Origin of the sequence: Dactylosporangium sp. CS-047395, assembly GCF_050942185.1 — a bacterium.
In the GTDB taxonomy this organism is placed as follows: domain Bacteria; phylum Actinomycetota; class Actinomycetes; order Mycobacteriales; family Micromonosporaceae; genus Dactylosporangium.
In genome coordinates this window covers 4821826-4843084 of the sequence record NZ_CP192015.1, presented here as the reverse complement: position 1 = coordinate 4843084, position 21259 = coordinate 4821826, and the positions used below count along the sequence as shown (strand labels likewise).

Genomic DNA, 21259 nt, shown 5'->3' with positions numbered 1-21259 from the left:
CGAGCGTCGCACCATGGCCGCTCGGTGCGGCCAAGGTTTCGTCAGTGCACGGCGATCTCCCAGGCGAGGCACAAGAGTCCGCCGATGGCGAATCCCAGCCAGAGTGGCGGTTCCGGTTCGGCGGCGGGCGCTCGCAGCCAGGCTCGCATGGCGAAGCCGACCAGTGCCCCCACCAGGACGAGGCTGAGCAGGATCCAGATGTTGTTGTAGAGGGCGAGCGCCCCGACCAGGAGGGTGAAGCTGTGTCGCTCCCCGGGGATCGGCATCCGGAAGTGCGCGTAGCCGATGGTGCCGACGACGCCGACGACGATGAGTGACAGGTCCTGCCAGCGGTGTGCCGGCAGCGTTCCCGCCACGCCGACGGCCAGGCAGGCGACGTAGCAGCCGACGACGAACAGCCGGGGTGCGGGTCGGCCCAGGTAGGCGAGCCACGCCAGGACGAGTGCCGCCGCGCCGGTGACCGTGACGTAGGGCAGGTCGCCGGTTCCTCGGGCGGTCAGCATCACCACGGCGAGCGTCAGGCCGGACACCACCCATGCGACGACGAGTCGAGCGCGTGGCGGCGTCTGGCTCGCCCGGGTGACTGCGGCATTCTCGACCAGCGCCGTCACGGCCGCCGAGGTGACCTGCGCTGCCGCCGGCTCGGCAATCGGGGTGGGTTCGGCCGGCTCCGCGACCGTTGCGGGCTCGGCGGGCGGGACGGCAGCTCGTTGCCGTGGCGGCGGTTGTTGCCAGGACCAGACACGGGCGATGAGCAGCCAACCCAGCGCGATGGCCAACAGTGTGACAGTCCGCCAGTCGCTCCAGAGGCCGACGAGGAAGCGCTCGGCGGTACGGTCGGCGGGGACCAGGAGCGCGTCAGGGGGACTCGGCAGATTCGTCGAGCCCCGATGGGTGTACGCCTCCGCCGCGCGATAGGGGGCGGCCGTGAACGTCAGCGCGGCGACCCCTATGCCGCCGTACATCGTCGCCAGGCGCACGCCCCACCGGTACGCACGCGCGTCGAGTTGTGCGGCGTGGATGCCCAATCGCAGCCGCGCCCCGGCGTTGATCCAGGCGCAGAAGAGCGCCGCACCGACGAAGGCAGCGGCGAGCGGTACCGTCCGCACGGGAACCCACGGCCCAGCCTGCTCGAAGACCAGTTGGAGCGGCAGCAGCCCGCCCGCGATCAGTCCGGCGGCCGCGAGAAGACCGGTGGCGATCCCGGTCGGCACCCGCCCGCCGGTGATGAGCGCGAGGTGCACGTTGCGCCAGCCGCCGATGGCCAGAACCCGGCCGAGGAACGCCCCACCGACCGCGCCGGCCACGACATTGGCGTGCTCGGCCAGCCAGACCGAACCCGTGAGCGGCAGGTACAGCGCCAACGTCGGTGCGAGCAGGCCCGTGCCGACCGACGTGAGCAGCGCCGCGGCGGCGGTGAAGCGCAGCGCACGGCTGCGGTCGTGCAGCGCGGCTATCCGCTCGCCCGGCGACGGGTGGGTCTGGAACACGCGCGGCAGCCAAGCGAGCCGGCCCTTTGGTCCTGCGGCGAGCGCCCGCTCGACCGCATCGCGATCGGCGGTACGGTCGACCGCCCACATGTCGGCCCGGAACTCGCGGCGGCGCAGGTAGTCGCGTAGCGCCGCCAGCCCTAGGCCAAGAACCGCGGCACACTGGGCGGCGAACAAGGCGCCCCGCGCCGGCTTGTCCAGCACCACGGCAATGCCCACGGCGAAGATGACGCCGAACGCCACGACCTGAACGCACAGCGCGCGGAACACGGCCAACGCCCGGTAATAGACGGATACATCGTTGCCGATGAAGTGGAACAGCTCGTGGTGGACAATCGCGTCGAAGCGGCGCCGGTCGTGCACGAGGTCGTACAACGTGCCCTGCGCCACGGCCAGGATCGGCCTGGACGCTCGGCCGAACGCGGTGGGCCGAGCTCCGGGCCGCAGGTCGTAGTACACCAGCGGCGGACGGCGCAGACCGACCGGCCGGCCGTACTCGGAGATGATGCTGCTCACCCGGTCGCGGTCCGGGCCGGTGAGCGGGCGCAGGCCCCGCCGGCGCAGACGCCAAAGCACCTGGGCGGCGTAGACGCCGACGGCGATCATCGCAAAATCGAGTCCACTGACCAGGTTGAGACCACCGGCGCGGATCGCGGGAGCCCGGCAGACGCGCCACTCGTGCGCCCACCGCGCCGCCGCACGCGCGTTCTCGCCCGCATCGGGGAGGGCCTGCCAGGCTGCTGCCTCGCACCGTTGAGCAGCGTCGGCGATGTCTGGCATCGCCCTCGCATAGGCGAAGAAGAGCCCCACCGTGCCCAACACGAGCAACATCAGCCAGACCCGCAGCCGGGTGTCGTCGGGGAACCGGGTGGGGTCCACGACGCCCTACTCGACGCTGGTCACGAGGGTGCCGACGACCGCGTCGGCCAAGTTCTTCGACGTCGACTCCGCGAGCCGGAATTCGCGGGCCTTGCGGTACACGACGGCCCGCACCTCGTCGAGCTGGTCGCTGGTGAGCGCCGCCACGGAGGCGGCCGGAAGTTCCGGCACGACCGGGTCGACGCCCCGACGGAACGCCCAGTCGACGACCCGGCGGATACGCTCCCCGGCGGCCGCGCGCGCCGCCTCGCCGGCCTGCGCCGCGACGAAGGTCAGCGCGCTCGACGCGAGCGCGACCACGTACGGGGTGAGCGAAGCGTCCACACCGCCGAAGCCGGTCGCGTCATCGCCGGAGCGCGGCTTGAGGTGCCGGACCAGCCCCGGATCGGCTTCGTATGCGGTCAGATAGGTCTCCAGGACCGAGAGCTCCGCCGGAGCCAGACGCTCGATCACCGTCCGCGTCACCGCGGGCACCGTCACCATTCCCGGCCGGTCGTCCGTCACGCAGCCATTCTGTTCAGACGGCAACTCAGCGAGCCATCCACGGATCGGGCGCGGCCAACGTCCGACAACAGATCGACGGCACCCGTTCGGTGGAGGGAATCCGGGTACGTCTTGATAAGCGACAATCAGCTGTCTACGGGCGCGGGCCGGCACCGAGGCCAGGATGGCCCGGTCGGTCGAGCCGAATGGGGAGTGCGGATGCGGGTCGGGATCTCCGGGACGCACGGTACCGGCAAAACAACGCTGGTCGAGGCCCTCTCCGCGCGCCTCCCGGGCCACCTCGTCGTCGACGAGCCGTACTACCTGCTCGAAGAGGAGGGCTACGAGTTCCAATTCCCGCCCTCGCTGGAGGACTACCGGGCCATGCTGACCCGCTCGGTGCGGAGCCTGGGCGCGCCACCGCCGTCGCCCGGTGCGATCTTCGACCGGACGCCGCTGGACTATCTCGCGTACTTGGCGGCGGCCGGCGCGGACCCCGCCGAGGAGGTGGACGGTGCACTGCTACGGCCCGCGTTCGCCGCCCTGGACCTGCTGGTCATCACGGTGATCACAGCCGAGACGGAGCGGATGCTGCCGGCGGCGGAGTTGCCCGGCCTTCGCTCGCGGATGAACGCCGCGATCCTGGATCTGGTGTACGACGACCCGTGGGACGCCTGGCCGGACACGCCGGTGCTGGAGCTGAGCGGACCGCTCGAAAGCCGGCTGCAGACGGTCCTGACCGCGCTGGGCACGAACGCCGCCTGATGCGCGCCCGTCATGACGTCGGCGGGTCCGCCGGCCTGGCGCGCTGCGGGTGGATCGTCTCGTGACGGGCCAGCATCGCCACGAACTCGGCGATCTTCTGGGTGCGCGTCCCGGCCCGCTTGACGGCGTTGACGCGGGTGATCAGCGAGAAGCGGTTGGCCTTGGTCAGCACGTCGAACATGGCCTGCGCCGCCGGCACCGCGGCGATCGCGGCGCCCAGATCGGCCGGCACCTCCGCTTCGGACGACGCCGCGTAGGCGGCCGACCAGCGCCCGTCGGCCTTCGCGGCCTCCACCACGGCCTGCCCGGCGGGCAGCATCAGCCCGGCCGCCTCCAACCGGGCCACATTGGCCACGTTGCGCTGCGACCAGACGCTGCGGGCCCGGCGCGGGGTGAACCGCCGCCAGGAACTCTCCGCGTCGCGCTTGCGGGCCTGCCCGTCGATCCAGCCGAAGCACAGCGCCTCGTCGACCGCCTGCTCCCAGGTCAGTGTGGTGACGGAGCCACCCTTCCGGCCCAGGGCGAGCCACACGCCCGGCGAGACGTCGTGGTTGTCCAGCAGCCACGCCCGCAGCGCCGCACCGTCTGCCACGACCAACTCATCCAGCTCGGTTCCCGCCACCACCCCAGGCTAGTGCCACGCCCCGATTCGCCGCGCCGGAGCGTCCGCGCTCTCGGTCAGGCGTCGCTGAACTGTCCGATAACCGCCGGTCGCCGCTGGACGCGCGCGTCCCGGCTGAGGATGAACGAGGTCCGTCACACGTCCATCGATGAAGAGGTTCGACGATGACCCGGTACGCAGTCTCGACCGACAGCGCCCCGCAGGCGCTCGGGCCCTACAGCCAGGCGATCGTCGCGAACGGGTTCGTGTTCTGCTCGGGCACCGCGGGTATCGATCCCGCCACCGGTGTCGCGCCCGGCGGCATCGAGGAGCAGACCGAGCAGGCGCTGCGCAACCTCGACGCGATCCTGACCGAGGCCGGCGCCTCGCTGGCAACGATCGTCAAGACCACCATCTTCTACGCGAACGTCGACGACTTCGCCGCCATCAACGCTGTGTACGAGCGGTTCATGCCGGACCCGCCGCCGGCCCGGTCGGCGCCGGCCAACGTCCGCCTGCCGCGCAACCTGCTCATCTCCATCGAAGCGATCGCCGTCCTCGCCGACGACTGACGGTTCGCGAACTGGTGGCAAGGGGCACCGCGGCGACCGACCGCTGTGATCAAATGAGCCTCCGGCCGGCGGAGGTGATCCCGCGGTCCGGTGCTCGTACGTGCACGGGTCACCGATGTCGTCCTGCGATCAGCGAACCGGAGACCCTGATGAAGCGCATCGTTGCGACGTGGACCTGCCTCATGGTGCTGAGCGGCTGCAGCGCTCCGCACCACGAGGTCGCGGCGTCCTCGCCCGCGGTCGCGCCGTCCAGTGCGGGGGCCAGCACCGGCGGGCCGTCGCCATCCCCGAGCGAGACCGGGCAGCGGAAGCCACTGACGCCGGCGGAGTTGCGCACCGCCGCGCTCGTGCCCACGTCATGGGATGCCCCTCTGAGCTGGGAACTCGCCTACGACAAGGAGACCGCGAACCAGGCCATCACCGGCTGTGGCGGCAAGAAGCTGACGCCCAGTGACCTCGCGATGCACCAGCGCGAGTGGAGCAACTCGCAGGGCACGGGCGGCGGTGAGATCACCGTCGTCCTCGCCGCCTCCGATGCCCCGCCGAATCCGACCGGCAACCCGGGGTACCGGCGAGGCGAGGCGCTGGCCGCGCTGGCCCTCGCCGACCGAATGACCTGCCCCCATGAGCACAAGTCCGACGGCAGCGACACCGTGTCAGACCTCGACCATGGAACCATCATCCGGCCCCAATCGGTCCGGTTCTACGGTAGGGATGCCTACTGCAGCAAGACCACCCGCAAGGGCCACGCCGACTCGTACTCGTGCTGGACCGCCGCGGGCGCCTGCGACGTTTACGCCCAGCTGTACGGCTTCGGCGCCGACGCCAGGACAGCGGCCTACGCACTGAGCACCATCCTCAAGGCCGACGCCGAGGCATTCGACGCACTGCCAAGCTCCTGATCCAGCTAGTACTTCCAGTCCGGCGTCAGGGTCGGGCGCAGGTCCCGGAGGGTGCGCTTCAGGACCTTGCCCGAGGGGTTGGTCGGGAACTCCTCGACGATGTAGATCTCCTTGGGGAGTTTGAACTTGCCGAGGCGTTCCCGGGCGTGCTCGATCAAGGCCTCCGGCGTCAACCCAGAACGGCCGATCACGAAGGCGACCGGCACCTCCTGCCACTTCGGGTCCGGGGCGCCCACCACCGAGGCGGCCAGCACGAGCGGGTGGTCGGCCAGGACGTTCTCGATCTCGGCGCTGGACATGTTCTCGCCGCCGCTGCGGATCATGTCCTTGAGGCGGTCGCGGATGTACAGGTAGCCGTCCTCGTCGAAGCAGCCCACATCGCCCGTGTGGAACCAGCCGTTGCGGAATGCCGTCGCCGTGGCGTCGGGGTCGTCGAGGTAGCCGGGGCTGACCTTTGGGCCGCGCGCTACCACCTCGCCGTCGACGCCTACCGGGACGTCGGCGTCGAAGGCGTCCACCACGCGGACCTGGACCCATGGGACCGGGATGCCGACCGAGCCCTGCTTGGACTCCATGTGTGCGCGGTCGAGGTACGTCAGGCCGCTGCAGGTCTCGGTCAGGCCGTACCCCTCGATGAGGCGTGCGTTGGGGAACAGCCCGCGGGCCACGCCGAACAGTGCGGTGGTCACCTGCGAGTAGATGAGCCAGCGGACCGATGAGAGATCGGCCGCCTCGGTCTCGCTGGCCCGGCGGACCATGTCGAGCATGGTCGCGGCCATCACCATGCCGGTGATGCGCTCGGACTCGATCGCGCGCAGGACGGCGGCCGGGTCGAAGCGGCGCTGCAGGACCATGCAGCCGCCGACGTGCCAGATGCCGTAGCCGGGCAGGTCGGTGCCGCCGACGTGGTACAGCGGGGCGAAGTTGAGGATGCGGTCGCCGGCGCGCAGGCCCAGCTCGACGATCTGGGCGTGCATGTTCATGTTCACGTTGCCGTGGGTGAGCATGACGCCCTTGGGCAGGCTGGTCGTGCCGGACGTGTAGATGATCCGCTGCAACGCGGAGTCCGATATGTCAGAATCAGGCACCTTCGTGCCCATAAATCCGGACAAAAGCGCACGCAAATCCGTCCAGCCCTCGCCGATCGGCTCAAGTGCAAGCCGCTGCACGTGCGGCAGATCGGCACAAGCAGCCGCACTCAAAGAAGCGAACTCCGGCACCGTAGCGACCGCCTGAACGTCAGCGTGGCCAAGCAGGTGCGCGAGTTCGGACGGGGTCAGCCGATAGTTCAGCGGTACAAAAACGGCACCGATCTTCGAAAGCGCCAAGGAGAGGATCAGGAACTCGGGGACATTGTTGGCGATGATGGCGACCCGGCTCGACCGCTGCACGCCCAGCGACAGCAGCCCCGCCGCCAAGGCGTTCACGTCGTCGTCGAGCTGGCGGTGGGTCCAGCGCCGGCCCTCGAAGACCAAAGCGTCCTCGTCGGCGAAGCGCAGGGCGTTGCCGGCCAGCATCGCGGCGATGTTGGCGGTCATGCCGTCTCCCGCAGGCTCTTCTTGAGCACCTTGCCGGAGTCGTTGCGCGGCAGGGATTCCACGAGCTGCACGTACTTCGGCACCTTGAACTTGGCCAGGTTCGCCAGGCAGTGCGCGCGGATGTCCTCGCCGGTGGAGCGGGCGCCGGGGTGCAGGATGACGAACGCCTTCGGCACCTCGTCCCACTGCGGGTCGGCCACCCCGATGACGGCGACCTCGGCCACGTCCGGGTGCTGGGCGATGACCCGCTCGACCTCGGCGCTGGCAATGTTCTCCCCGCCGGACTTGATGAGGTCGGTGCGGCGGTCGACGAACCAGAGGTACCCGTCCTCGTCGATGCGGCCCACGTCGCCGGTCAGGAACCAGCCGTCGCGGCGGGTGCGCTTGGTGGTCTCCTCGTCGCGCCAGTACCCGGGCGAGATCTTCTCCCCGCGCACGATGAGCTCGCCCTCGACGCCCGGCGCGACCTCGCGGAAGTGCTGGTCGACGATGCGGATGTGCACGCCGGGGAACGGGGCCCCGAGCGCGCCGATCTTCGACTCCTCGTGCGCGGCGTCCATGTACGTCACGCCGTTGCAGCACTCGGTCATGCCGAACGTGTCGATGAGCCGCACGTGCGGCAGCCGCGCCTTCACCTTGCGCCGCACGCTCGGTGCGACCCCGGCGAAGAGCAGGTACCGCAGCGACCCGAGGTCCGGCGCCGGGTCGAGGTCGAGCAGGCCGAACAGGATCTGGGCGGCGAGCACCATGCCGGTGATCCGCTCGGCCGCGGCGATCGCGGCGATGTCGGGCGCCTTGAACGTCGGGGTGAGCACCATCGTCGCGCCGGCCACGAAGATCGCCAGGCCGGGCGCCTCCAGGCCGGAGACGTGGAACAGCGGGGCCGAGATGAGGATCCGGTCGTGCTGGGTGAGTTCGAGTTCGAGGACCTGGGCGCGGTGGTTGGCGGCGACGTTGCCGCACGTGTGGATGACGCCCTTCGGATGCGCGGTGGTTCCCGAGGTGTACAGCAACCGGTGCACGTCCCCCGCCGCCTTCTCGGCGTCGGGGACGCGAATGCCCTGCGGCTGCGCGGCGAGCAGTTCCTCGAGCCGCCGCGGGCCGACGCGCACCCGCAGGCCCGGCAGCGCCTCGGCGATGTCGGCGAAGTCGTCGTCGTGGAGCACGACCGCGATGCCGGCCTGGGTGACCACGTAGGACTGCTCGGTCGCGTGCAGCCGCCAGTTCAGCGGCACCGCGACCGCCCCGATCCGGGCCACCGCCAGCAGTTCGAGCACGTACGTGGCGGTGTTGCGGGCCAGGATCCCGACCAGGTCGGCCGCGGTGATCCCGGCCGCGAGCAGGGCGGCCGCGTGCCGGTCGACGTCGGCGTCGAGCTCGGCGTAGGTCCACCGGTGCTCGCCGTCGACGAGGGCCTCCCGGCCGGCCCGGCGAAGCGCCTGGACGCGCAGCACCTCGGCGAAGTTGCTGGTCGCCATGTCAGCTGCCGTTCCCGGCCCGGTAGGCGAGGATCTCCTCGCGGCTGGGCAGCGACACGAACTCGAGGAGGTTGCCGTCGAGGTCGCGGCAGGCGAAGGCGGTGATGTACCCGTAGTTCTCCAGCAACACCCGGTTGGGCTTGCCCAGCATCTCGGCGCCGAGGTCGGCGATGCGCTGGTGCAGCTCCTCGATCTCGTCGACCGGCACCTCGAAGCTGAGCAGGAACGTCCCCAGCTCCAGGTGCCCGGCGGTCGCCGTGCGGGTCTTGGTGCCGTTCCACTCGATGAGCTCGAGCTGCCCGACGCGGGTCGGGCCCTGCATGTACTGCACCTTCCCGGTCGTCCCGGCGGGCAGCCCGAGCGAGTCCTCGATCCCGGGCCCGCCGACGTCACTGCGCAGGGTGCGGCGGTAGCCGAGGGCCCGCTCGTAGAAGTCCGCGGCCCGCTCGACGTCGGAGACCGTCATGGCCACGTGATGCACTTCAGAGACCGGCATGGGGTGAACGCCTTTCCGTGTTACTGACCGAGGACTTTCTGGATGAGTGCGACCTCGTCGGCGCCGGAGGTCGGGACGATGAAGTCGTCCAGCCGGCAGATGTCGTCGAGGTTGGCGAGGATGTCGTCGGGCGAGGCGGGCTCGCGGCCGGAGTACCAGCCGGGGGTGACGCCGAGGAAGATCCGCCCGACCCGGCCCCCGCCGACGGTCAGGATGTGCCGGTTCAGCTCGCACTGCTCGGAGGCGAGGAACGTGCCGACGGCGGCGACGTGGCGCGGGTCGAACCGGTCGGCCAGCTCGCCGAGCAGCCCGTCGGTCATCCGGGTGGCCGCGGTCGGGGCGATGGTGTTGACCAGGATGCCGCGGCGCGCGCCCTCCAGGGACAGCACGTGCATGAGCCCGACCAGGCCGGCCTTGGCCGCACCGTAGTTGGCCTGGCCGAAGTTGCCCAGCAGGCCCGACGAGGAGCTGGTGAGCACGATCCGGCCGTAGCCCTGCCCGGCCATCAGCGGCCAGGCCGGGCGCAGCACGTTGAACGCGCCGGTGAGGTGCACGTCGATGACGGACTGGACGTCGTCGTCGGAGAGCTTGGCCAGGGTGCGGTCGCGCAGGATGCCGGCGTTGTGGATGACGGCGTCGACGCGGCCGAAGGCGTCCATGGCCCGGCGCACCAGCGACGCCCCGCCGTCGGGAGTGGCGATCGAGTCGGTGGAGGCTTCCGCGGTACCACCGGCGGCTCGAATCTCTTCGACCACGCGCTCGGCCGCGCCACCGCTGCCGCTCCCGTCCAGGGCCCCGCCGAGATCGTTGACGACCACCTTCGCGCCGTGCTCCGCGAGGGAGATGGCGTGGGCCCGGCCGATGCCGTTGCCCGCGCCCGTCACGATGACCACCCGGTCGTCCAGCCTGACGCTCATCGCTCACTCCCCAGCACCGCAACGAAAGCCACACATGATCCCGGCTGGCCGCCGAGGTTCTGGGCGACGGCGAGCCGGGCGTCGGGCACCTGCCGCTCCCCCGCCTCGCCGCGCAGCTGGGTGAAGCACTCGAACATCATCCGCAGCCCGGTCGCGCCGATCGGGTGGCCGAAGGACTTCAGCCCGCCGTCGGTGTTGACCGGCAGCGCGCCGGTGCGGTCGTAGCGTCCGTCGAGGATGTCCCGCCAGGCCTTGCCACGCTCGGAGAAGCCGAGGTCCTCCATGAGCACGACCTCGGTCGGGGTGAAGCAGTCGTGCACCTCGGCGAGCGAGATCTGGCTGGCCGGGTCGGTGACGCCGGCCTGCTCGTAGGCCTGTTTGGCGGCCGCGACGACCTCCGGGAAGGTGGTGAAGTCGTAGCCGTCGGTGGCCAGGCCCGCCCCGGAGCCGGCCACGAAGCCCATGCCGCGCAGGAAGATCGGCTTGTCGGTGTACCGGTACGCGTCCTCGGCCCGCACCAGGATCGCCGCCGCGGCCCCGTCGGAGACGCCGGAGCAGTCCATGACGCCGAGCGGGCCGGCGATGCGCGGGCCGCCCTCGACCTGCTCGGCGGTGACCGCCTTGCGGAACTGGGCCCGCGGGTTGAGCGCGCCGTTGGCGTGGTTCTTCATCGCCACCCTGGTCAGGGCGCCGCGCAGGCCGCGGTCGTCGACGCCGTAGGCCTCCTGGTAGGCCGGGGCCAGCAGCGAGAAGCCGGCCGGGGCGGTCCAGTCGACGTCGGTGCCGTCGGCCGGCGGGTACACCGCGGAGAGCCCGGACTGCGAGGCGTCCTTGAGCTTCTCCACGCCGGTCGCCATCACCATGTCGTACGCCCCGGAGGCGACCGCGAAGGCCGCGTTGCGGAACGCCTCGGAGCCGGTGGCGCAGTAGTTCTCGACCCGCGTGACGGGCTTGCCGACCAGGCGCAGCGGCCGGGCCAGGGTCTGCCCGGACATGCCGGAGCCCTGGGTGCCGACCCAGAACGCGTCGATGTCGTCGAGCCCGACGTCCGCCAGGTTGCCGACGCACTCCTGCACCGCGTCGACGAGCAGGTCGTCGGCGGAGGAGTTCCAGTGGTCGCGGAACGGGGTGCAGCCCATCGCGACGATCGCGACGTCGTGGGCCATGCGCCTACTCGCCATCGGTGCTGTCCTTTGCGGGTCGCAGCTTCCAGAAGTAGTTGTGGATGCCGTCGGTCGTCCACATGCGACGGAAGGTCGGTTCCATCGCCGTGCCGACGACGATCTCGCCGGTGCCGGGGGTGGCGTAGGCGCTGAGCCGTCCGCCGCCGTCGAAGTCCGCGACCACGATCGCGACGTCCGGCTCGGGCATCGTGGTGAGGTGGTCGCGGGTCACCGAGACGACCGTCGCGGTCCGGTCGCGCAGGGAGACCTTGGCGGTGCCGTCGCCGGCGATCCCGCACGCGGCGCAGACCCGGCTCGGCGGGGTGGTGACCTTCCCGCAGGCGCCGCACTGGCTGCCTTCGAGGCGGTACTTCCAGCCGGCGCGGCGCACCATCGGCGGGGCCGCGGGCGCGGGGGCGGCCGGGCGGGCCGGGCCCTGCACGTCGAGCAGCCCACGCCAGCGCAGGTACCGCCCGTAGCCGAGCTCCTCCCGCGCCGCGAGCTGCGCGCGCACGGCCGGACCGGACCGGGCCTCCCGCACGCCGGCGCCGGCCCGGAACACGAACGCGTCGGCGCCCTCGGTCGCCGAGACCAGCAGGATGCTCTGCCCCGGCTCGGCCCGGTCGAGGGCGTCGGCGAGCAGCAGCCCGGGGTGGGCGGCGCCGGTGAACCCGGTGGCCTTCTCCAGCTTGCCGTCGTCGCCGGACCCGCCGAGCGCGCGGCGCAGGGCCGCGGCCGCCCGGGCGTTGGACGAGGAGACGACGACGTGGTCGGCCGCGTCGAGGCCGGCCTCGGTCAGCGCCTTGCGGGCCGCGTCGAGCCCGGCCGCGGCGAGGATGTCGGCGGTGAACCGCTCGTCCCACACGCGGTCGTGCCGCTCGCCGGGCAGCCGCCAGCGTTCGAGGAGCTCGGTGGTGTGCCCGGCCTGGGCGAGGAGTTCGGCGGCCTGTCCGGTGCCGCCGGCGAAGGCGGCCGCGGCGTCGCCCTGGGCCAGCTCGTCGGGGGCGCCGGGCCGGGTGGTGCGCAGGTCGGCCAGGGCCGCGCTGCCGCCGGCGCGGACGACGAGGTCGAGGGCGGTGGCGCCGGAGCGGTGCCCGCGCAGGTCGAGCGCGGCCACGCCCGGGTCCAGGCCCAGGGCCTCGTGCACCACGCCGGCGGAGGTCTTCGCCTCGTAGGGGGCGCTGGTCGTGGCCAGCAGCAGCCGCTCGCCATGCCCCGGCAGATGCCGCAGCGCCTCGACGGCCATCGTGATGACGTCCTCGTCGAAGCCGGCGACGGACCGGGCGATGCCGCGCGGGCGGGGCGGGCCGTCGAGGGTGTTGTCGGTGAGCGCGTACGCCGGGAGGTAGGCCGCGTAGGCGTCGATGCCTGCCATGGGTTCGTTCAGCTCCAGGAGGGGATGGCGGCGAGCAGGCGCCGGGTGTACTCCTGCTCCGGGTGGTCGAGCACGTGGTTGACGTCGCCCTGTTCGACGACCCGCCCGGCGCTCATCACAGCGATGCGGTCGCACAGGTCGCTGGCGAGCATGAGGTCGTGGGTGACGAACAGCAGCCCGATGCCGAGCTCGTCGACGAGGGTGCGGAACAGCCCGACGACCTTGGTCTGGGTGGTGACGTCCAGGGCGGTGGTGCACTCGTCGGCGATGACCAGCGAGGGCCGGGTGACGACGGCGAGCCCGATGGCCACCCGCTGGCGCAGGCCACCGGAGAGCTGGTGCGGGTAGCTGGCCAGGACCCGGGCGGTGTCGGTGATCCGCATCTGCTCGAGGACCTCGACCGAGCGCCGCTCGACGTCGGCCTTGGTGATGCCGGGCACGTGGCGGCGCAGCACCTCGGCGAGGTGGGTGCGCACCTTCATGAGCGGGTTGAGCGAGCGCGAGGCGTCCTGGAAGACCATGCCAACCGCAGTGCCACGGACTTTTCCGGTACGGTCCGTGCCCGGCGCCACGATCCGCTCGCCCGACAGTTCGATCGCGCCGCGCTCGACGCGCACGTTGCGCTCCAGCAGACCGACGACGGAGCGGGCGAGGGTGGTCTTGCCGCTGCCGGACTCGCCGACGACGCCGACGATCTCGCCGCGGCCGATGCTCAGGTCGACGTCCTGCAGCAGCGGCACGTCGCCGGCGCCGACCGTCGCGGTGATGGAGAGCCCGGTGACGTCCAGCAGGCTTGTCATCGGCGCCTCTTCCTCGGGTCGTGGTGGGTGAGCAGCGCGTCGCCGAGCAGGTTGACCAGCACGACGAGGACCGTGATGGCCAGGCCGGGGAAGAACGCGATCCACCAGGCCTGGCTGAGCTCGTTCTGCCCGGAGGCGAGCAGCGAGCCCCAGCTGATCATCGGCGGGACGACGCCCAGGCCGAGGAAGCTCAGCGCGCTCTCGACGAGGATCGCGGTGCCGACCTGGAGCGTGCCGAGCGCGACGATGGTGCCGGCCAGGTTGGGCAGGATGTGCCGGAAGACGATCCGGCCCTCCGACGCCCCGGCGGCGCGCAGGCCGAGCACGAACTGCCGTTCCCGGATGGCCAGCGTGGCCGAGCGGGTGACCCGGGCGCAGATGGCCCAGCCGGTCAGCGACAGCACCAGGAACAGCACCGGCAGGGAGCTGCCCCGGTTGGAGATGATCGCCAGGGCGATGAGGATGAACGGCAGGGCCAGCTGCGCGTCGATGAGGATGGAGATGACCCGGTCGACCCAGCCGCGGAAGTAGCCGGCCAGCAGCCCCAGCAGCGTGCCGGGGCCGATCGCGACGAGCGCGCCGACGAGGCCGATGACGATGGTCAGCCGGCCCGCGGAGACGAACTGGGTGAGCACGTCCTGGCCGAGCTTGTCGGTGCCGAGCGGGTGCGACCAGGTGCCGCCGGTGAGCCAGCCGGGCGGGCGGCGGGTGGCGTCGAGGTTCTGGCCGCCGTCGGGCAGCAGGCCGGTCAGCGGCAGGACGAACACGGCCAGGGCGATGACGGCGATCGGCACCGCCAGCCAGAACGCGGACGTCCGGCGCCGGGTCTTCTTCGTGATGGTGCTCGCGGGCGCGATGGCGACCTCGGTCACGCTGTCACCTCACCCTGGGGTCGACGAGCGAATGGATGACGTCCACGAGCAGGTTGAGCACGACGAAGACGAGCGCGCCGAAGACGACGATCGCCTGCACGAGCGGGAAGTCGCGGAACTGGATGGCCTGCAGGGCGAGCTGGCCGAGGCCGGGCCAGGAGTACACGTACTCGACGGCGACCGCACCGGACAGGAGGATGCCGGTCTGCAGCACGACGATGGTGAGGATCGGCATCAGCGCGTTCTTGAACGCGTGCCGCCACACGACCCGGCTGGGCAGGATGCCGCGGGCGCGGGCGGAGTCGATGAAGGGCTCGGCGAGCGCGTCGCTCATCGAGGCTCTGGTGAGCCGGGCGATCTGGGCCATCGGGTACACCGACATGGTCAGCGCCGGCAGCACGAGGTGCGCGGGGGTGCCCGACTGCCCGGCCGGCAGCCAGCCGAGCTTCACGGCGAAGAGCACCACGAGCATCATGCCGAACCAGAACACCGGCACCGACTGGCCGAGCAGGGCCAGGGTCGAGGCGGCCCGGTCCCACCAGGTGCCCTCGCGGGTCGCGGCGAGCACGCCGAGCGGGACGCCGACGAGCACGGCCAGGGCCATGCCGGCCGCGACGAGCTGCAGCGTGAACGGCAGCCGGTCCATGATCATGGTGGTGTTGGGCTGGTAGAACTGCAGCGAGTTGCCGAGGTCGCCGGTGAAGACGCCCTTCATGTAGTCCAGCCACTGCACGAGCAGCGGGCGGTCCAGGCCGAGCTCGTGGCGCAGCTCGATGCGCTGCTCCTCCGGGGCCATCGGGCCGAGGATCGTGGCCGTCGGGTCGCCGGAGAGCCGGCCGAGCAGGAAGGCACCCGTCAGCGCGATGAGCAGCGACGCGAGCAGGGCCCCAATCCGGCCGGCGACGCGCCTGATCGTGCCGGTCGTGAAAGTCGCCTTCCGAGGCGGCTGCACGGTCGTCGCGCTCATCGGCGGGCCCTCCATTTCGCGCCGGGCATGGCGGCCAGCAGCTCGCGCGTGTAGTCGTTCTCCGGTTCGGCGAAGACCCGCTCGCACGGGCCGGACTCGACGACCTGGCCGCGGTACATCACGTGCACCGTCTCGCACACCGAGCGCACGACGGCCAGGTCGTGGCTGATCATGAGCAGCGCGGCGCCGGTCGCCGTGCGGATCTCCTTGAGCAGGGCCAGCACGTCGGCCTGCACGGAGACGTCCAGGCCCGAGGTCGGCTCGTCGGCGACGATGAGCCGGGGCCGCATGAGCAGGGCGCGGGCGATGCACACCCGCTGGGCCTGGCCGCCGGAGAGCTGGTGCGGGTAGCGCTCCAGCAGTTCGGGGGCGAGCCGGACCCGGCCGAGCAGGTCGTCGTCGGTGATCCAGGCGGTCCGCTCCGGCTGCAGGGCCCGCAGCTCGCGCAGGCCGGAGCGCACCGACTGGCGCGGGTCGAGCGAGCCGTGCGGGTCCTGGAAGACCACCTGGACCTCGGGCCGCAGCCGGCGCAGCTGCTTGCGGCCGACCTTGGACAGCGAGTGCCCGAGCAGGCGGACGTCGCCCTCCCCGCGCGGGCCGAGCCCGGTCGCGGCGAGGGCGAGCGTCGTCTTGCCGGAGCCGGACTCCCCCACGACCGCCACGCTCTCGCCGGCGTCGATGCGCAGCGACACGTGGTCCACGGCCCGGAAGATCTCGCCGGTCGTGCGGTTGCGGTGCTCGACGACCAGGTCGTCGACCACCAGGACGGGTGCGTCCGTCTCGGGGGTGCCGGGGTGGCGGGCGAGCACGCCCGCCACCTCCGTCTTCGCTGCCTCAGGCATGTTCCCGTGGTTCCGTCAGTGGGTCGTCTTGGTGAAGTCGACGGTGTTCAGCGGGCCGAACACCACGCCCTTGACCGTCGGGCCGGTCGCGTAGTTGAAGATCTGGCGGTACAGCGGGACATAGCAGTGCTTGTCGACCACGCCGATCGTGTTGAGCTGCTCGTAGATCGGGGCGGCGGCCGCCGCGTCGGTCTGCTCCAGCGCCTTGGTGGCCAGGTCGTCGATCTGCGGGTCGGCGCAGTTGCCGGTGATCGACTTCGTCCGCATGAAGCCGCTGACGAAGTAGTCCGGCGACGCCACGTTCGGGACGCCGGCGAAGATCGCGATGCCGGGCACCTGGTGGCCGACGACCCGCTTGACCAGCGTGCCGTAGTCGATCGGCACGTAGTTCACCTTGAACCCGGCCTTCTCCAGCGCACCGCCCACGGCCTGGGAGACCTCGGCGATGTTGGTGTACTGGGCCGCCGGGTAGGTGATCTGCACAGTCGGTCCGGCGCCGCCCACGAGCTCCTTGGCCTTGGCCGGGTCGGCGGTCACGCTGGAGGCCGGCTTCTGGCCCGGCGTGACGTTGAGCAGGCCGGCGTCGGCGACGGCCTGGCCGTCGAAGATGCCCTTGACGATCGCGTCCCGGTCGATGGCGAGCGCGGCCGCCTCCCGCAGCTTCGGGTCGTTGAAGGGCGCCTGGGTCGAGTCCAGGAACGCGATGATCTTGATCGCGGTCTCGGTGCTCGTCACGTTGACGCCGGCCTTCTTGGCCTCGGTCGCCTGCGCGGGCGGCAGGTCGAAGGAGACGTCGACGCTCTTGCTCTGGATCAGGGCCAGCCGCTGCGACGCCTCGTTGGCCCACGTGAACGTGATGCCGGAGTTCTGCGCCTTGTTCGGGCCCCAGTAGTTGTCGTTCTTCTTGACCGACATGTCCCGCCCGGCGTGGGCGCCGTCCCACACGTAGGGTCCGGTGCCGATCGGAGCGGCGGCGAAGCCCTCCGAGCCCTTCTCCTTGTAGTAGGCCGGCGGCACCAGGTACACGGTGGTGAGCAGGTCGGGGTAGTTGTACTGCGGGGTCTTGGTCTTCATCACGACCGTGGTCGCGTCCGGCGCCTCGACGCTGGCGACGTTGGTGAAGTACGACTTGAGCTGCGACGACGGCGCGTCGCGGGTCAGCGTCAGGGTGTTGGCCACGGCGGCCGCGTCGGCCTTCTCGCCGTTGCTGAACGAGACGCCGTCGCGGACCTTGAAGGTCCAGGTCGTCGGGTCGGTGCGGGTCCAGCTCGTCACGATGCCGGTGTCGATCGGCTTGAGTGACGCGTCGGTGTTGATGAGCGGCTCGAGCATCGTGGCCCAGACGATCTGGGCCGAGCGCGCGCCGACGATGGGGTCGAGGGTGGCCGGCTGAGCGGCCAGCAGGGCGCGGATCGGAGCGGTGTTCGGGGTGTCACCGCTCGCGCCGGAGTCGGAGGTTCCGCCACAGGCGGCCAGGCCGAACGCCGCCACGGCAACCGTGGTGACCAGCGATAACGACCGTCGGGGGTGCTTCATCATTATGGATGTCCTTCACAGCGATGAGGCTGATGTGTCACTGCGAATCGAGCCCGTGACGCTCGCCACAAAGTACCGACCAGCCGGTATCAAGTCAACAGGTCGAATCGGTATCCCGTTCATGACGCCGGTATGACAAAGCGCCGGTCAGAGGCCTGCATTGTCTTCATACCGACTGGTATGTATGATCCGCCACGTGCCCATCTCACTGACCCGCGAACACGACGGCCGCGTCGCCCGGGTGCGCTTCGACAACGCCGGGCGCGGCAACGCCTTCGACGACGCCGCCCTGCGCGAGCTGGTCGCGGCCATGGAGTCGGCGGCCGCCGAGCCGGGCTGCGCGGTCGTGCGCCTCGACATGGCCGGCCGGCACTTCTGCGGCGGCTGGGACACCTCCTCGTTCGCGGGGCTCGGCGCGGCCACCACCGAGTCGGTCGCGGCCGGCCTGCGCGACAGCGACGCCCAGCTCGGGCGCATCCGCGACCTGCCCGTCCCGGTCGTCGCCGCGGTCCGGGGCCGGGTCATCGGCTTCGGCGCCGGGCTCCTCGCCGCGCTGCACCTGCCCATCGCCGGCCGGCAGGCCCGGCTCTCGCTGCCCGAGGTCCGCTTCGGCTTCGCCCCGGCCGGCGTCGGCTTCACCATCGCCCACCGGCTGCCCCGCCCGCACGCCTACGCGCTGCTCACCGGCGTCACCGAGGCCACCGCCGAGCAGCTGCTCGGCTGGGGCCTGGTGGCCCGGGTGGTCGCCGACGACGACCTCGAGGCCGAGGTCGACGCGGTGGTGGCCGGGCTGGCCGCCGTACCCGGGGACACCCTGCGCGGCGTGGTCGGGGTGGTCGAGGCGAGCCTGGCCACCGGCAGCCCCGAGCGGGCCTATCAGATCTCCGCCGCCACCATCACCTCCGGGGAGCTCCGCGCATGAGTCACCGCTTCTCCGCCGGCGAGGCCGTCTGGGTCGAGCTGTGCACCCCCGATCCGGACAAGGCCGAGCGCTTCTACGCCGCCCTGCTGGGCTGGCAGGTCCGGCACGAGCAGCTGGGCAGCGCGACGTACCGGATGTGCAGCGTCGACGGCCGGGACGTGGCGGGCATTTCGGACGCCAACGCCCTGCACGGCGGCCGCCCGCGCGGCTGGATCACCTACTTCGCCGTCGACGACGTCGAGCGCTCGGCCGGCCAGGCCGTCGACCTCGGCGGCGAGCTGGTCACCCGGCCCCGCTACCTCCCGGCAGCCGGCACCGGCGCCGCCGTCATCGACCCGTTCGGCGCGGTCTTCGGCCTCTACCAGGGCGAGTCCCGGGCCGGCGTGCAGGCGGTGAACTCGGCCGGCGCGCTGTGCTGGAACGAGCTGGACACCGGCGAGCCCGAACGCTCGGTCGAGTACTACCGGGCCCTGTTCGGCTACACCACCCAGCAGCGCGGCGACTCCCCCACCGCCCGGCCGTACACCGTGCTCATGCTCGGCGACGTCCCGGTCGCGGGCGTGCTGGAGCTGGACAACGAGTGGCCGAACCAGCTGCCGTCCAAGTGGATCACGTACTTCTCCGTCGCCTCGCTCGACGCGGCCCTCGCCCGCGTCTCCGCGCTCGGCGGCTCGGCCACGGTCGGCCCGGTCGACAGCCCGCACGGGCGCCTGCACCTGGTCAAGGACCCCGGCGGCCACACGCTGTGCCTCATCGAGCTCGAAGGCGGGCTCCGCCCCGATCACCCCTCCGACCCGGCGGTGCAACGATGATGACTGAGCCCCTCTTCGACTCGGCCGAGTTCCGCCAGGTGTGCGGGCACTTCCCCACCGGCGTCACCGCCGTGACCGCGGTGACCCCCGACGGCACGACGGCCGCGCTGACCGTGAACTCGTTCACCTCGGTCTCGCTGACCCCGCCCAAGGTGCTGTTCTGCCTGGCCACCTCGTCGTCGAGCTTCCGGGTGCTGATGGACTCCGAGCGCATCGCGATCCACATCCTGGGCCAGGACCAGGAGGACGTGGCCCGCCGCTTCGCCACCTCGGGCCTGACCGGCACCGAGAAGCTCGGCGGGGTCGCCTGGGTTCCAGGGCCCGATGGTGTACCGCTCCTGCCCGGAACCCCCGCCGTGCTGGCCGGACGCAAGGACGAGGTCATCACCAGCGGCGACCACGTCATCATCCTGCTGGACGTGGACCACGTGCATCTCAAGCCCTCGAAGGTGCCGGCCCTATCGTTCTACCGCGGCCGGTTCGTCGCCCCGAACGGCCCCGTCGCCGAGTGACTGCGCCGTGCCGTCCAGCGTGTACCGCCGCTGCAGCAGGATCGCCGCGGCCATGAGCACGGCCGGCACCAGCGTGAACCCGTAGCGGACCGCGGCGATCGCCCCGGCGGACTGGGTGACCTGCTCGCCGGCCGCGGTGGCCACGAACCCGCCGACGGCCAGGCAGGCCGAGTACGCGTACGGCCCCAGCGCCCCGCCGGTCGCCTCCGCCGCCGTCCACAGCCCCGTGTAGCTCCCGGCCCGCGCGGCCCCGCCCGACCCGTTCGCGGCGATCACGTCGGGCACCATCGACAGCGGCATCAGCTGCATCGCCGCGAACGCCACGCCCAGCACCGCCACCGCCCCGATCAGCACCGGCAGGCCGGCCGGGCGGCCCAGCGCCAGCACCAGCGACCCGGCCACGAACGCGGCCTGGGCGGCGAGCAGGCCGCGCTGCTTGCCGATCCGCCGGGCCACCAGCACCCACAGCGGCGTGGCCAGGACCGCCGGGGCCATGAACGCGCCGATCAGCAGCGAGGTCAGCGCCGCGGCCCAGCACGTACTCGGCGAAGTACGGCATCCCCGCCAGCACCAGGTTCATCGTGATCGCCACGGTCAGGTACGAGCCGGCCAGCCACCGGAACTGCCGGTCCCGCAGCGCGACCAGCAGGCCGCGGCGGTCCCCGGGCGCCGGCCGGGGACCCGGCGCGGCCCGGTTGAGCCGCGCGACCCCGCCGATCCCGGCCAGCATCGCCAGCAGCATCACCGCCCCGAAGACCAGGGCCATCCGCGCGTAGTCGCCGACGCCCGGGTCCGCTCCCGCCAGCAGCGGCGCGACGACCCCGCTGACCAGCACACCGACCGTGATCACCACGTTGCGGTAGCCCATCAGGCGGGTCCGCTCGTGGTAGCCGATGCCGAGGTCGGCGGGCGTGGCGAGGTACGCCACCTGGTAACAGGCGTAGAGCAGGTTCCCGGCGACGAACACCACCGCGACCCACAGCGCGGCCGGGATCCCGCGCAGGTCCCACGGCACCGCGAACATCGCCACGAACACCGGCACCACCAGGCAGCCGGCCAGCATCAGCCGCAGCCGGTGCCCGCGGGCCGACCGGTCGGCGTCGGAGAGCCAGCCGACCCACGGGTGCAGCACGACGTCGACGATGTTCGGCACCAGCAGGACCAGGCCGGCCGCGAGCGGGGGCACGGCGAGGACGTCGGTCAGGAAGTACAGAAGGAACAGGCCCGGCACGGTGACCCAGATGCCCATCCCGACGGAGCCGGCGGCGAAGGGACCGAGCGCGCGCAGTGGGAGTCGGGCGGTGGTCATGGGCGGCCTCCGGGACTTCGCCGAGTGT

At 71.8% G+C, this 21259-nt stretch carries 20 protein-coding genes and 1 pseudogene; 6 read left to right on the top strand and 15 right to left on the bottom strand.

Annotated elements, in window-relative coordinates; all coding sequences use genetic code 11:
- Window positions 1-41: 41 nt before the first annotated feature.
- Both ACQP00_RS22705 and ACQP00_RS22700 read right to left on the bottom strand, forming a co-directional pair.
- Complete coding sequence (locus ACQP00_RS22705) at window positions 42-2369, bottom strand: M48 family metalloprotease (RefSeq protein ID WP_433222159.1); 2328 nt, start codon at window positions 2367-2369, stop codon at window positions 42-44.
- A 6-nt stretch (window positions 2370-2375) separates the two neighbouring features.
- Window positions 2376-2873, bottom strand: coding sequence for a hypothetical protein (locus tag ACQP00_RS22700; RefSeq protein WP_433222157.1), 498 nt, complete (start codon window positions 2871-2873; stop codon window positions 2376-2378).
- A 198-nt stretch (window positions 2874-3071) separates the two neighbouring features.
- Here ACQP00_RS22700 and ACQP00_RS22695 point away from each other — a divergent pair, with 198 nt between their 5' ends.
- Entirely contained in the window at window positions 3072-3617 is a 546-nt protein-coding gene (locus tag ACQP00_RS22695) for an AAA family ATPase (RefSeq protein WP_433222155.1), read from the top strand.
- Between the two features lie 10 nt (window positions 3618-3627).
- Here ACQP00_RS22695 and ACQP00_RS22690 read toward each other — a convergent pair whose 3' ends face one another.
- Window positions 3628-4239 carry a YdeI/OmpD-associated family protein gene (locus ACQP00_RS22690; RefSeq protein ID WP_433222153.1) on the bottom strand — a complete coding sequence of 204 codons (612 nt, stop codon included), beginning with the start codon at window positions 4237-4239 and terminating at the stop codon, window positions 3628-3630.
- Between the two features lie 164 nt (window positions 4240-4403).
- Here ACQP00_RS22690 and ACQP00_RS22685 point away from each other — a divergent pair, with 164 nt between their 5' ends.
- Together ACQP00_RS22685 and ACQP00_RS22680 are read left to right on the top strand one after the other, a co-directional pair.
- Window positions 4404-4790 (top strand): Rid family detoxifying hydrolase, encoded by a 387-nt coding sequence (locus ACQP00_RS22685; RefSeq protein ID WP_433222151.1) that lies wholly within the window; start codon window positions 4404-4406, stop codon window positions 4788-4790.
- Window positions 4791-4939: 149 nt separating this feature from the next.
- Window positions 4940-5692 carry a hypothetical protein gene (locus tag ACQP00_RS22680; protein WP_433222149.1) on the top strand — a complete coding sequence of 251 codons (753 nt, stop codon included), beginning with the start codon at window positions 4940-4942 and terminating at the stop codon, window positions 5690-5692.
- Between the two features lie 5 nt (window positions 5693-5697).
- On the opposite strand, the gene ACQP00_RS22675 is transcribed toward ACQP00_RS22680, so the two are convergent.
- Genes ACQP00_RS22675 through ACQP00_RS22625 form a run of 11 tightly spaced genes read right to left on the bottom strand, consistent with a single transcriptional unit; the run spans window position 5698 to window position 17679 of the window.
- The gene (locus ACQP00_RS22675) at window positions 5698-7230 is read right to left on the bottom strand and encodes a class I adenylate-forming enzyme family protein (RefSeq protein WP_433222147.1); all 1533 of its coding nucleotides are present in this window, start codon (window positions 7228-7230) and stop codon (window positions 5698-5700) included.
- Window positions 7227-8708: a class I adenylate-forming enzyme family protein gene (locus tag ACQP00_RS22670; RefSeq protein WP_433222145.1), complete on the bottom strand. Its 1482-nt coding sequence runs from the start codon at window positions 8706-8708 to the stop codon at window positions 7227-7229. The genes ACQP00_RS22675 and ACQP00_RS22670 overlap by 4 nt, the downstream gene beginning before the upstream one ends.
- A 1-nt stretch (window position 8709) precedes the next feature.
- On the bottom strand, window positions 8710-9174 hold the full coding sequence (locus ACQP00_RS22665) for a VOC family protein (protein WP_433222143.1): 465 nt from the start codon (window positions 9172-9174) through the stop codon (window positions 8710-8712).
- A 50-nt stretch (window positions 9175-9224) separates the two neighbouring features.
- The gene (locus tag ACQP00_RS22660; protein ID WP_433222141.1) at window positions 9225-10121 is read right to left on the bottom strand and encodes an SDR family NAD(P)-dependent oxidoreductase; all 897 of its coding nucleotides are present in this window, start codon (window positions 10119-10121) and stop codon (window positions 9225-9227) included.
- Window positions 10118-11302, bottom strand: a complete 1185-nt coding sequence (locus ACQP00_RS22655; protein WP_433222139.1) for an acetyl-CoA acetyltransferase — start codon at window positions 11300-11302, stop codon at window positions 10118-10120. Before ACQP00_RS22655 ends, ACQP00_RS22660 begins: the two co-directional genes overlap by 4 nt.
- On the bottom strand, window positions 11292-12659 hold the full coding sequence (locus ACQP00_RS22650) for a zinc ribbon domain-containing protein (protein ID WP_433222137.1): 1368 nt from the start codon (window positions 12657-12659) through the stop codon (window positions 11292-11294). Before ACQP00_RS22650 ends, ACQP00_RS22655 begins: the two co-directional genes overlap by 11 nt.
- Before the next feature lie 8 nt (window positions 12660-12667).
- The gene (locus ACQP00_RS22645; RefSeq protein WP_433222135.1) at window positions 12668-13459 is read right to left on the bottom strand and encodes an ABC transporter ATP-binding protein; all 792 of its coding nucleotides are present in this window, start codon (window positions 13457-13459) and stop codon (window positions 12668-12670) included.
- Entirely contained in the window at window positions 13456-14331 is an 876-nt protein-coding gene (locus tag ACQP00_RS22640) for an ABC transporter permease (RefSeq protein WP_433222133.1), read from the bottom strand. Before ACQP00_RS22640 ends, ACQP00_RS22645 begins: the two co-directional genes overlap by 4 nt.
- A 4-nt stretch (window positions 14332-14335) precedes the next feature.
- On the bottom strand, window positions 14336-15298 hold the full coding sequence (locus ACQP00_RS22635; protein WP_433222131.1) for an ABC transporter permease: 963 nt from the start codon (window positions 15296-15298) through the stop codon (window positions 14336-14338).
- A complete protein-coding gene (locus tag ACQP00_RS22630; RefSeq protein ID WP_433222129.1) occupies window positions 15295-16140 on the bottom strand; it encodes an ABC transporter ATP-binding protein in 846 nt (281 codons plus the stop codon). The genes ACQP00_RS22635 and ACQP00_RS22630 overlap by 4 nt, the downstream gene beginning before the upstream one ends.
- A gap of 15 nt (window positions 16141-16155) precedes the next feature.
- On the bottom strand, window positions 16156-17679 hold the full coding sequence (locus tag ACQP00_RS22625) for an ABC transporter substrate-binding protein (protein WP_433222127.1): 1524 nt from the start codon (window positions 17677-17679) through the stop codon (window positions 16156-16158).
- A gap of 193 nt (window positions 17680-17872) precedes the next feature.
- Between ACQP00_RS22625 and ACQP00_RS22620 the strand changes: the two genes are divergently transcribed.
- Genes ACQP00_RS22620 through ACQP00_RS22610 form a run of 3 tightly spaced genes read left to right on the top strand, consistent with a single transcriptional unit; the run spans window position 17873 to window position 19922 of the window.
- A complete protein-coding gene (locus ACQP00_RS22620; RefSeq protein WP_433222125.1) occupies window positions 17873-18598 on the top strand; it encodes an enoyl-CoA hydratase/isomerase family protein in 726 nt (241 codons plus the stop codon).
- Window positions 18595-19410, top strand: a complete 816-nt coding sequence (locus ACQP00_RS22615) for a VOC family protein (protein ID WP_433222123.1) — start codon at window positions 18595-18597, stop codon at window positions 19408-19410. Before ACQP00_RS22620 ends, ACQP00_RS22615 begins: the two co-directional genes overlap by 4 nt.
- Window positions 19407-19922 (top strand): flavin reductase family protein, encoded by a 516-nt coding sequence (locus ACQP00_RS22610; protein ID WP_433222121.1) that lies wholly within the window; start codon window positions 19407-19409, stop codon window positions 19920-19922. The genes ACQP00_RS22615 and ACQP00_RS22610 overlap by 4 nt, the downstream gene beginning before the upstream one ends.
- Here the strand turns inward: ACQP00_RS22610 and ACQP00_RS22605 are convergent.
- Window positions 19869-21171 (bottom strand): annotated as a pseudogene (locus tag ACQP00_RS22605) (MFS transporter). The gene ACQP00_RS22610 and the pseudogene ACQP00_RS22605 sit on opposite strands and share 54 nt — an antisense overlap.
- Window positions 21172-21259: the final 88 nt, after the last annotated feature.